Source organism: Cyanobium sp. BA20m-14 (assembly GCF_024346295.1).
This window is the reverse complement of record NZ_JAGQCR010000097.1, coordinates 1-10818: the sequence shown is the minus strand read 5'-3', so window position 1 is coordinate 10818 and position 10818 is coordinate 1. Positions and strand designations below refer to the sequence as shown.

13 protein-coding genes are annotated in these 10818 nt (G+C 60.5%); 3 read left to right on the top strand and 10 right to left on the bottom strand.

From position 1 onward, the window contains the following. Positions 1-809 (top strand): YhjD/YihY/BrkB family envelope integrity protein (locus tag KBZ07_RS10310; protein WP_254931524.1); only part of this gene is annotated, 809 nt, incomplete at its 5' end. Beyond that, positions 809-1156, top strand: a complete 348-nt coding sequence (locus KBZ07_RS10305; RefSeq protein ID WP_254931523.1) for a hypothetical protein — start codon at positions 809-811, stop codon at positions 1154-1156. The genes KBZ07_RS10310 and KBZ07_RS10305, both read left to right, overlap by 1 nt. Positions 1157-1178: 22 nt before the next feature. Here the strand turns inward: KBZ07_RS10305 and KBZ07_RS10300 are convergent, their stop codons facing one another. From KBZ07_RS10300 to KBZ07_RS10270, 7 genes are read right to left on the bottom strand one after another with little or no spacing between them, the layout of a single operon-like run. After that, entirely contained in the window at positions 1179-1613 is a 435-nt protein-coding gene (locus KBZ07_RS10300) for a DUF2834 domain-containing protein (RefSeq protein ID WP_254931522.1), read from the bottom strand. Positions 1614-1627: 14 nt separating this feature from the next. Beyond that, positions 1628-1903: an exodeoxyribonuclease VII small subunit gene (locus tag KBZ07_RS10295; RefSeq protein ID WP_254931521.1), complete on the bottom strand. Its 276-nt coding sequence runs from the start codon at positions 1901-1903 to the stop codon at positions 1628-1630. Positions 1904-1906: 3 nt separating this feature from the next. Continuing rightward, positions 1907-3103, bottom strand: coding sequence for an exodeoxyribonuclease VII large subunit (gene xseA / locus KBZ07_RS10290; RefSeq protein WP_261355714.1), 1197 nt, complete (start codon positions 3101-3103; stop codon positions 1907-1909). Then, entirely contained in the window at positions 3079-3255 is a 177-nt protein-coding gene (locus tag KBZ07_RS10285) for a hypothetical protein (protein WP_254931520.1), read from the bottom strand. The genes xseA and KBZ07_RS10285 overlap by 25 nt, the downstream gene beginning before the upstream one ends. Positions 3256-3315: 60 nt before the next feature. Further along, positions 3316-5883, bottom strand: coding sequence for an ATP-dependent helicase HrpB (hrpB, locus tag KBZ07_RS10280; RefSeq protein WP_315860159.1), 2568 nt, complete (start codon positions 5881-5883; stop codon positions 3316-3318). A 39-nt stretch (positions 5884-5922) separates the two neighbouring features. Further along, entirely contained in the window at positions 5923-6306 is a 384-nt protein-coding gene (locus KBZ07_RS10275; protein ID WP_106632550.1) for a hypothetical protein, read from the bottom strand. Positions 6307-6349: 43 nt separating this feature from the next. After that, positions 6350-6655: a DUF2973 domain-containing protein gene (locus KBZ07_RS10270; RefSeq protein ID WP_254931519.1), complete on the bottom strand. Its 306-nt coding sequence runs from the start codon at positions 6653-6655 to the stop codon at positions 6350-6352. 309 nt (positions 6656-6964) lie between these two features. On the opposite strand from KBZ07_RS10270, the gene KBZ07_RS10265 reads away from it, so the two are divergent. Continuing rightward, entirely contained in the window at positions 6965-8101 is a 1137-nt protein-coding gene (locus KBZ07_RS10265; RefSeq protein ID WP_254961349.1) for a trypsin-like peptidase domain-containing protein, read from the top strand. On the opposite strand, the gene KBZ07_RS10260 is transcribed toward KBZ07_RS10265, so the two are convergent. The 3 genes from KBZ07_RS10260 to KBZ07_RS10250 form a co-directional block, all read right to left on the bottom strand. Then, positions 8098-8325, bottom strand: coding sequence for a hypothetical protein (locus KBZ07_RS10260; RefSeq protein WP_106632552.1), 228 nt, complete (start codon positions 8323-8325; stop codon positions 8098-8100). The two genes, KBZ07_RS10265 and KBZ07_RS10260, sit on opposite strands and share 4 nt — an antisense overlap. A gap of 134 nt (positions 8326-8459) precedes the next feature. After that, positions 8460-8639 carry a hypothetical protein gene (locus KBZ07_RS10255; RefSeq protein WP_254931518.1) on the bottom strand — a complete coding sequence of 60 codons (180 nt, stop codon included), beginning with the start codon at positions 8637-8639 and terminating at the stop codon, positions 8460-8462. 132 nt (positions 8640-8771) lie between these two features. Next, positions 8772-10493 carry an ATP-binding cassette domain-containing protein gene (locus KBZ07_RS10250; protein ID WP_254931517.1) on the bottom strand — a complete coding sequence of 574 codons (1722 nt, stop codon included), beginning with the start codon at positions 10491-10493 and terminating at the stop codon, positions 8772-8774. Positions 10494-10818 lie beyond the last annotated feature (325 nt).

The following is a 10818-nucleotide window of genomic DNA, read 5'->3' as shown; positions in this document are numbered from 1 at the left end:
CTTTGTTCCCCGTACTTCTGATAGCACTTTCCATTGCGGCAAGGTTGCTAGGCGGGGATGAGGGTTTGGTTGAAAGATTGTTGGTAGTCGTTTCGGAAATCTTGCCCAGCTCGGCGATGCCGATTTTCTCTTCCACATTGTCAGCTTTTTTAAGGCAAGGATTTGGGGCTGGAATCCTTGGTGCCGTTGTATTGATTTTAACGGCAAGCAACGCCTATCTCACTTTGCAGCGTGGTGCTGATCGTCTTTGGTGGAATCGCCCGGCTGGGCTTGAAGATTTGCCATGGAAGCGTTTGGTAGTCCGTTATCTGCGTTTGCGTATCAAGGCTTTCGGTCTTGTTTCATTATTCGCTCTTTTTATTGTGGTGGATCAGGCTTTCACCAGCATGCGACTGCTGGGTTCGGCAAGCTTGTGGGCCCGTGCCTTGGAGATTTTGCCCATTGCTCGCGATTTGCAGCGTCCCGTGTCATCAATTCTCGATTTGTTTATTTCGTTGCTGATTGCTATTGCTTTAGCCATGTTGTTGTTGTGGGTATTACCATCGCGTCGTGTCGCTTGGCAGCCTCTGTTCCCTGGGGCGCTTTTAATAGGTTCAACCCTTACCATCCTTAATTTGGTGCTTGGGCGCATTCTGTTGGCAGTAGGGGTGCGCTTCCAGGCCTATGGATTGGTGGGCGGTGTTTTGTTGTTGAGTCTTTGGGTTTGGTTGGTTGGTGTCATCCTTTACTACGGTCAGTGTTTGTGTGTAGTCATGGTACGGCGCCAGCGCGTCAGGATGGATGCATCTGCCCCAATTGAGATCAGCTGATGGAGCGATCACGTACCTGGCTCTGGTTGCTGTTAGCGCTCTTGCTGCTCCTTGCTCCCGGTCCGGCAGGGCGCTTCGTGCTCGATCTTCTCGGAGGCATAACCTTGCTCCTGGTGCTGTTGCCCCTATTGCTGGGAGCGGCTGGCTTTGTGGCTTGGCAGGTGATTCAAAGAAGATTGCGTACCTGTGATACTTGTGGTTTCACCTCCATGGAGAAGGAAATTTGCCCAGCTTGTGGAGGTGCTTTTGCCGCGCCTACGGAGGGTGCAGAGCCCAATGAACAGTTTGATGTTAGTCATGTCACCATTGATGTACAGGTCGTCAGTGAAGACGACCCGTCTTCTTGAGCTTTTCGCTAATTACTTACTGCTAATTACTTGCCGCTATTTCCTGGCCGGTAGTCTTAGGTTCTTGGTCGCGCGCTATTTCCTCCAGGCGGCGCTCTCGTAAATACAAGAACAGTGGGGCTCCACATGCGAAGGCAAATGTTACGCAGCTGAGCAGTACCCAAGGCAGCCCTCGCATCTGCAGCCGCTTGCTCTCCTGCACAATCCAAATCACCACTGCCGTTGCTCCTATTGCTAGGTCTCTTGATAGGGAACTGGCGGCTGGATTTGCATTTGCAAGACGGACAAACATGCCCAAGTCGAAGCTTGATCCGTATTCCCTGATGAAGTCAACGTTTGCCAGCCAGGGCAGTACTGCACCGCTGATCGCCAAGGCCAGATACAGCCATTTCAAGGTTGAATTGCCCTGAATGGCGGTGGTGGTGTTGCTAGAGCTGTTTTCGGAATTGGCTGCCATGATTTGAGGTGGTTCTAGGTGAGCTCTTTAAAGGGGACTACAGCGTTATCTCCTTCCTGCCACAACATCACTTCCTGTTCCACATGGGCGAGTACCGCTTCACAGCGATTCAGGTAGGCGCGGGCTTGCCGGTATAGGCCTGTCATTGCTTCAACATCCAGGTCCGTGGCTTGCAGGGCTGATAAGGCCAGTTGTAGGGCGGTGTGGGCTTCGTTGTATGAGAGATCGGCGCCAACGTTTTCGATGCTTTCATTTTCTTGTGTTTTGCTTGTGGCTTTTGCTTTAGGCATCGTTCAGGGCTTCGCCTCCGGAGCTTGATGCAGAATCTCGCGCACCACGGCGCTTGCCTGCCCATCTGTGAGTTGGGCGATGACTTCGCCGCCTTTTTTAAGTTGCTGCACGGAGCGCACCACAACCCCTTTGCCATCGCTCAGCAAGCAGAATCCTCTCTTGAGCTGGTGTGCAGGCGAAAGTGCTTGCAGCAGCTGCTGGGCATGTCCCAGGGCCTGGCGACGACTGGTCAAAAGGGCGAGGGGATTTACCCCCGCTAGTCGTTCTCGATCCCGACTGAGTCGCTGACGTTCTCCCTGCAGCCTCAGTTGGATGAGTTGCTGCAGATGTCTCCCCTGCTGCTGCAATGTCTGCACCGCTACGCGGTGATCTGGCAATAGGGCCACCAAGGCAGCGGTGGGGGTGGCGGCCCTGTAGTCCGCCACCAGGTCTGCAACGGTGGTGTCATCTTCGTGGCCAATGCCGCTGACCACGGGCACTGGGCAGGCGGCTAAGCACCGCGCCACCACTTCGTTATCAAACACGGCTAGGTCTTCGCGGCTGCCGCCACCTCGGCCGATCACGATCGCATCGATGCCCAACCGCTCCACTTGAGAGTTCAGTTTTTCCAGGGTTCGGCAGATGGCTTCGTGTACGGGGCCTTGTACTGGTATTGGCACCACGACCACAGCTGTCGCCGGCCAGCGTTCGGCGCTGGTGCGCAGCATGTCGGCCAACGCGGAGCTCGGACAGCTCGTGAGTAGGGCAATGCGCCTTGGGAAAGCGGGTAGGGGGCGCTTGCGAGCTTGATTCAGCAGCCCGTCGAGGGCTAGCCGCTCCCGCACTTGTTCGAACTGACGCAGGACCGAACTCAGGCTTGGCCTGATGTCCAGAGCCTGAACGCAGAGGCTTGCCCGGTTGCTCCAAAAGTTGAGCTTGCCCACCACTACGACCCCATCTCCGTCTTCGGGAACGAAGCTGAGCTTCGCCAGCTGGGAAGCCCAAACCACCGCCGAAATTGATGCCTGCTCGTCGACCAGGGTCATCCAGAGATGTCCCTTTTTGAGCTGGGGCCTGCTCACGGTTGCGTCAAGCAGAAACCGAGGTGCAAAACCGCGCTCTAGCAGCGATGCGACCGCGCCATTCAGTTCTGTCACGCCGTAGCGCGGTATGCCTGAAAATTCACCGGCCGCAGTCACGGCTGGATCTGCCGGTAGCAGATCCACCAGTAGAGGCTCACCAGGCCTGCTATCAGCGCTACCGATCGCCCAATCGGATGGTCAACGCGGATCAGCCCTGCGACGCAGATCACTAGGGCGCTGCTAAGCAGGCGCGAGCCATCACGACGGTTGTTGACGTAAAAGCGAGCCAAGGCAGCCTTGCCGGAAAGTTCCAGTTTGGGGCAGGCAGGTGCCTTATTGCCCCATGCCCCTCAGGCTCGATGACTCCCCTGTTGCAGCCTTGCTTTGGTAAGGGCCGTCGCCTGGGCTTGGCACGGGTCTTCTGGCCAGGGGTGACGGGGGTAGCGCCCGCGCAGCTCCTTGCGCACCTCCGGATAGCTGCGCTCCCAGAAGCCCGCCAGATCCTGGGTGATCGCCGCCGGCCGGCCGGCCGGTGTGAGCAGGTGCACGGTCACTGCTAGCTGACCTGAGAGCACCATTGGGTTTGTGCGAGCGCCGAAGAGCTCCTGCAGCTTTACCGCCAGCACGGGCTGGCCGCTGCTGTAATCGAGCTTGACTTGGCGGCCAGAGGGCACGGTCAGGGCCACAGGCAGCAGCTGATCTAGTTGGGGACGCAGGCTCCAGGGGGCGTCACCCCAGAGGGCTTCGCCTAGGGGTATTCCCTGCAGGTCGTCGCGGCTGCGGAGGCCGTTGAGGTGGGGGCCGAGCCATTCGTCTAGCTGTTCCAGTAGCTGCTGGGGGCTGCAGTCGGGCCATGGGGCTCCTAGGTGCTGGTGGGCCAGGCTGAGGCGTTGCTGGAGTTGGCGGCTAACGGGATCCCATGGCAGAGCCTCCAGTCCCAGCTGCCGCAGGCCCTCAAGTAGGGCGCTGCGAATCAAGGCCGGTTCTGCTTCGCTCCAGCTGCGGCGCTCAAGCACCAGCGCCCCTAGTCGCAGGGAGCGTTCGCAGCGCACCCGTTGACCTTCTCCATCCCAACGCGCCTCCACCGCGATATTTCCTTGTCCGCCGGGCTGCTCCGCCAGTTGCCGCAGTTGCCCGATATCAATGGGGATCGCTAGCTGGATGCGAGCGTCCTGGCCCTGGCCGTCAAGCTGGGCAACGGCCAGAGCAGAGCAGGCCACTAGGGGATCGTCTGCATGGAGCACGGCGCCGCGGCCGCCACTGAGCAGGTAGCGGCCAGGCTTTCCTGCTCTGGCTAGGGCTAGCCGCTCGGGATAGGCGGCGGCAACTAGCGAGGCCGCCGCTTCCGACAGGGTTACGGATCGGCCAACCGGCATTGCAGCTGGAGGACTGGAACTAATACCACCTAGCTGCCTGACCTGTCGCTGCAGCTGGCTTTGCAGCTGACGCAGCCGGCGCTGGGAGCTATCTCCAGGGCGGTTTTCACCTAGCCAATCAAGCCGCCGCAGCAGGTCACTGCCGGCCTCCTGACGGTTGAGGGGATCGCGCTCGCTCAGCAGCACCGCCAGGCCGCAGGCCAGCTCCAATTGGCCTAGTTGCTCGCCCAGCAGTAGCAGCTGGGCGAGGCGCGGATGCACCCCCAGCTGGGCCAGGCGCTGCCCGTGGCTGTTAAGCCGCCCGGTGGCTGCCAGAGCACCAAGCTGGTCGAGCTGCAGACGGGCCTCCTTTAGGGGTGCAGGCGCTGGTGGGTCTATCCAATGCAGGTCCCTGCCAAGGGGATCGCCCCACTGGGCCAGTTGCAGGGCCAGGGGCAATGGATCTACCTCGAGCAACTCCGGTGGATCGAAAGCGGGACGACGCTGCTGTTCAGCGGGCGACCAGAGGCGCAGGCAGCGACCTGGACCCAGGCGCCCGGCCCGGCCGGCCCGTTGATCAGCGCTGGCTTGGCTTGCGGGTACGGTGACGAGGCCATCAAGTCCACTTCCGGGATCGAAGCGGTTGCGGCGGCTCAGACCACTGTCGAGCACCAGCGTTACCCCGGCCAAGGTGAGGGAACTCTCAGCGATGGAAGTGGCGAGCACCACCTTGCCCGCGGCGTTGCTGGCCGGGCCGATAGCGCGGCCCTGGGCCTCCAACGGCAGGTTGCCGTGCAGGGGAACGCACTCCACGCCTTGATGGCTGGGCTTTCCCCAGTCGGTGGCGGCGATCGCCCTGCTGCAGTCCTGGATCTCCCTCTGCCCGGGGAGGAAAACCAGCACGGTTTCGCCGTCGCCGCGCGGCTCTAGCCAGTGCTGCTCAAGGGCGCGCACCACCTGTTGCGCCAGCCTTTCGCCTGGTCGCGGTGGCTGGTGGCTGATTGCCACCGGATAGCAACGCCCTTCGCTGGTCAGCACGGTGGCCCCAGGCAGCTGCTCCGCCAGCGGGGCCAGGTTGAGGGTGGCAGACATCAGCACCAGCCGCAGCTCTGGCCTCAGCAGCTCCCTGGCCTGACGCACCAGGGCAAGGGATAGGTCGGTGTCGGCGCCGCGCTCGTGGAATTCGTCAAAAATCAGGCAGTCCACCCGATCAAGGCCAGGATTTGCCTGCAAGCGCCGCAGAAACAGGCCGTCTGTGAGCACCTCCAGTCGGGTGGCGGCTGAGATGCAGGATTCGAGCCGCACGCTGTAGCCAACTTGCTGGCCGAGGGGCTCACCGAGCTCGGCCGCCAGCCTTTGGGCTGCCGCTTTGGCTGCCAGGCGACGGGGTTCCAGCATCCAGATGCGGCCAGATGCGGCACCCGGCTTGCCCGACTCCAGGTTGAGTCCTGCTAGCAGAGCCAGGGGCACACGAGTCGTTTTACCTGCTCCAGGGGGTGCCTGGAGCAGCACGGTGGCACCGGGCCTGCAGGCTTCGAGCAGCGGCGCCAGCAGGCCGTCAATCGGTAGCGGGGGCGTTGGCAGGGGGCTGTCCTTGTGGAATCAGCGCACGTGGCGAATGCCATCTACCGGGTGGTAGGCCTCGCCTGTGAGCTCCTCGTAGACGATCGCCGGTAGGCCGGTTTCAAACATGGTTTGCAAGGCCTCCTTGAGGTAAGGATTCCAGCCCCCGGTGCTCACCTTGCCGTGGCGAACAGTCCAGTCCCAGGTGCCTTGCAGGTCCCTGGGGATGCGCCCCTCTCGGTCGCGACGAGCCACGAGATCCTGAGATTCAACCAGGCCTACCAAAATTGGATCCCTGCCGTAGGCAGGCGTGATGCTCAACTCCAACCGAATCGGATCTTCCTTGATCAGCTTGAGGCGAAAACGAGGTGGCAGTTTGAGACTGGTCAGCACTGCAGCCACTATTCGGGTCCGTTGATCCACCTTCTGTCTCCGCTGAAAAACGCTTGCTCAACGGAGAGCCTATTCAGCTGAGGTCACCTGGGTAAGCAGCTTGCTCGTTGTCGCCGCTGAAGCGGACGGTTAAGAGGTCTTCTTGGGTGATCTGACCATCTGAATCAAGCAGCTCCGGATGGATGGTGAGTCTGCCGGTGCGGTCGTGATTGGACCTGATTTCGGGTGCTTGTGCTGCTGGCGTACCCATGGCATCTCGATCACCGGGACGGGGAATGGCGTGGAATCCTTGGCCCATCACCCTGAAGGCTTGCCATAGCAGAGCCACAAAACAGGCCCCGTAGAGCAGGGGTAAAAGCTGGGAGAGCACAGTGTTCATGGCCTTAAAGCTGGCCTCAGATAGATGGTTGCGTGTCGCAATTCCATCATTGCCTGGAGCGAGCCGTTTGGGGATCAACGACTGCAACCTCTCCAATATTGGCAACCATCCAGGCCCACAGGGTGCTGCAAGCGGCACCGAAGGCGAGAAAAGCAATTAGCAGTCGCCCGGTGTCCATGGATTGAAAGATTTGTTTACCAATATTAGGGCCGATCCTGATCGCCCGTTGCGGCTTTCCTGGGAGGGAAATCCCGCTCTAGGCAGTCGCTGGCTGGTTGCTTACGTTTTGACTAGTTGAGTCCTGTATTGATGGCTGATTCGCGGGCCTTGCCCTGGCTGGGTTCAGGGCTGGTGCTGATGGCTCTAATGGCACCCCCGGCTCCCTGGCCAGGCGCTGCCGCCCTCGCCCAGAGTGCAACTTCAGTCAGCCTGAACCGCCAGTCATTTGTGGCGGCTGCTGTTCGCCGTGCTGGACCCGCGGTGGTGACCATTGACACGGAACGGACCGTGGCTGCCTCAGGTAGTGCTTCGGGAGGCTTGCCAAGAGGGCTGCTCAACGACCCCCTGTTTCGCCAATTTTTTGGCATGCCCCAGCAGCAGCAGCAGCCCTCTCAGCGCACGGAGCGGGGGCAGGGAAGCGGCTTTATTTTTCAGGCTGAGGGCTTGATTCTGACCAATGCCCACGTGGTGGAGAAATCAGACCGGGTGACCGTGGGGCTGCAGGGCGGTCGCCGGGTTGAAGGCACGGTTGTCGGCCTCGATCGCCTCACGGATCTGGCGGTTGTGAGGTTGGCGGGCAGCGGCCCCTGGCCAGTAGCGCCCTTGGGCAACTCCGACAGCCTGCAAGTTGGCGAGTGGGCAATTGCCGTAGGCAACCCTTACGGGTTGGACAACACCGTGACAATGGGGATCATCAGCAACCTCAACCGCAATGCCAGCAAGCTGGGCATCACAGACAAGCGCTTGGATCTGATTCAGACCGATGCAGCAATTAACCCGGGCAATTCAGGCGGTCCGCTGCTAAACGCTGATGGCGAGGTGATCGGCATTAACACCTTGGTGCGTACCGGGCCTGGTGCGGGCTTGGGATTTGCTATTCCGATTAACCGGGCCCGGGATATTGCCCGCCAATTGCTTACCTCTGGCCGTGTCAGCCACCCAGTAATCGGCGTAAGTCTCGACGGGGTTCGTGCCGGTGATGGCACTGGGCTGAATCAAGGGGTGCGGGTGATGGCGGTGCAAGCTTCCGGGCCAGCGGCGCGGGCAGGCCTGCAAAAGGGCGATGTAATAGTTGCCGTGGGTGATCAGCCCATCGCTAGCCCCTCCCAGCTGGTAACAGCGGTGGAGAGGGCGGGGGTGGGGGGAAGCTTGGAGCTTCGGCTGAATAGGGCCGGAACATTGATGCGGTTGACGGTTATTCCAGCCCAATTAACCCCAGCCCCCTAGGCCTCTTGCCCCCACGGACTACCCAGGCTTGGCGAAACTTGGGTAGGTGCACCGAGTTGCTGACGCATCACCCACTGGGTTGCCGCCTTTTGGCTATGCCAGGCCTGGAGTAGCTGCTTGGCAATGCCTTGCAGGGTCTGGGGATCGGCGGTGGCTTCAATAGCTCGGTTCATGCGCTCCAGCTCAAACTGCTGGCCGAGGCTGAGGGCGAGTGGTTCAGACATGGCACGCACCACAGGTAACTATTTGACCCCATAACGCTACAAACTGTTTCATTCGCTCGCGTAGCGGTTGCGACAGGGCGCTTTCCCTGTGCTGATTTGCTGTTGCGCGGTGATGGGCTGGCCGACGTCTGAGCTCAGGGCTGTTCGCGTAGCTCTTCAACGCAGCGCGTCACGCAGGCGCCGTCATCCAGGGAGCAGGTGGTTATGCATTCGAAATACACCTCCAAAGCGTCGCCTTGGCGGCCATTGTCTTGATGGCCGGCGACGTGATAGCTGGTGCCCTGGGCGTTGGGGCCCATGTGTGAATTACCCATGATCTCCTGCGGTGGCGACTCCTTGTCAGCTTATGCACACCAAGCCAAGGGGGCTAGTGAAATGAGTCTTCCTGCCTAAGCGGCGGTGAAGTTCTGTGTACCCGCTGAGGCAGGGACTGCGGGCTGGGCTGCTCAGCTGGATTTTGACTGGGATTTTCGAGACGCCTGTTTGGCCTTGTTGGCGGCCTGTTTTGCCGTTTTGCGTTCTGCTTCTTCGGCCTGCCGGGCCAGGCCAGCTTCCTCTTCTTTCTTGGTGAGGTAATAGGAATAATCGCCGCGGTAGAGCACCAGTTGGCCATCCCGGATCTCCACGATCCGGTTGGCCACCCTGGAGATGAAATAGCGGTCGTGGCTCACCAGCAAGGCCGCACCCTCATATTCGATCAGCGCGTCTTCCAGCATCTGCTTGGCTGGAATATCAAGGTGATTGGTGGGCTCATCCAGAACTAGGAGGTTGCAGGGGCTGAGCAGCATTAACGCCAGCGCCAGCCTGGCTTTCTCTCCTCCAGAGAGTTTGCCGGCCTCCTTGAATACGCTTTCGTTGCTGAAGCAGAAGCTGCCTAGCAGTGAGCGCACTTGGGTCTGAGTCCAGTCTGGCACTACCTCGAAGATCGTGTTGATCACGGTTTTGGAGAGGTCTAGGGCTTCGGCCTGGTTCTGCTCGAAGTAGTTCGCTATCACGTTGTGCTCCCCGAGGCTGGCGCAGCCGTCCTCGGGCTGTTCGCTGCCCATGATTAGGCGCAGTAGGGTTGATTTGCCGGCGCCGTTGGGCCCGACAAAGGCGATGCGGTCACCCCGTTCCACCTCCAGCTCAGCCCCTAAAAACAGAATCTGGTCGCCGTAGCTGTGGGTCAGGTTTTTGATGTCTGCCACCACGCGCCCAGAGCGTGGTGCTTCGGGAAAGCGGAATTGCGGCCCGCCGACACCTTCGAGCGGAGCTTCGACCCGCTCAACCTTCTCCAGCAGTTTCTCCCGGCTTTTGGCCTGGGTGGAGCGGGTGGCACTGGCCCGAAAGCGGTCGATGTAGGCCTGCTGGGCTCCCAGCTCCTTTTGTTGGCGATCAAATGCGGCCTGGGTTGCTTCGCGCTCCAGGACTTTCTGCTCTAGATGCTGGCTGTAATTGCCCAGGTAGGTGCGCGATACCCCCCGTTCGGTCTCCACTATCTGGTTGCAGACCCGATCCAGAAAGGTGCGGTCGTGGCTGATCACAACTAGGGCCGCGGTCTGTTCGACCAGATAGCCCTCGAGCCACTGGATTGTTTCAACGTCCAGATGGTTGGTGGGCTCGTCGAGCAGAAGCAGATCCGGTTCCTGGAGGAGGATTTTGCCGAGGGCGATGCGCATCTGCCAGCCGCCGGAATAATCCCCCACCAGCTGTTCGGCCCCCTCGGGGCTGAAGCCAATGGTGGGCAGCAGTTTGTCGATGCGGGCGTCGAGCTCGTAGCCGTGCAACGCCTCGAAACGGCTGTGCAGCCGGCCTAGCTCGTGGATTAGCTCGTCGAGATGGTCTGGGTCGCTGGCGGCCTTCTCGCTGGCCATCTCGTGCTCCAGCTGGTGCTGGCGGATCAGCACTTCAGCTGCTTCGCCGAATGCCTGGAACAGCTCCTCTCGCACCGTGCGGGCTGGATCGACGTCGAATTCCTGTTGCAGGTAGGCAATGCTGGGTTCGCCTTGCTTCACCACCAGGCCACTGCTGGGCTCTTCCAGCCCCGCAATGATCTTCATCTGGGTGGACTTACCAGCTCCGTTGACGCCCACCAAGCCAATGCGGTCTCCAGGCCTCACCTCCCAGGTGACATCCCGCAGCACCTCGCCAGTGGGATAAATCTTGCCGAGGCGTTCGAGGCGGAGCACGGATAAGGGTCTAGGGACCAAATCCATCATCCCTGGCGACCCGTCTGTCGGGGGGGCGGCTAGGCAATCATCTGGTGCAGACTCGTCTCACCTGCCCGTGTGATTGCCATGATTAAGCGCCTTGAGCAGGTGGCAGCTCTGGTTGTCGCAGCTGGTCTGGCGCTTGTGAGTTACTGGCTCTTTTTCAGCTGGGCAGGTGGGGAGCGTGATCAGCGACAACAGCGCCGCACCAACTCAGAGCCCTCCGCGAGCCTTCACCAGCCACTGCTTGCGGACGCTGTCATCCAGGGTGGAGATGTAGGTGCGGATCTCTTGGGAGGTGACC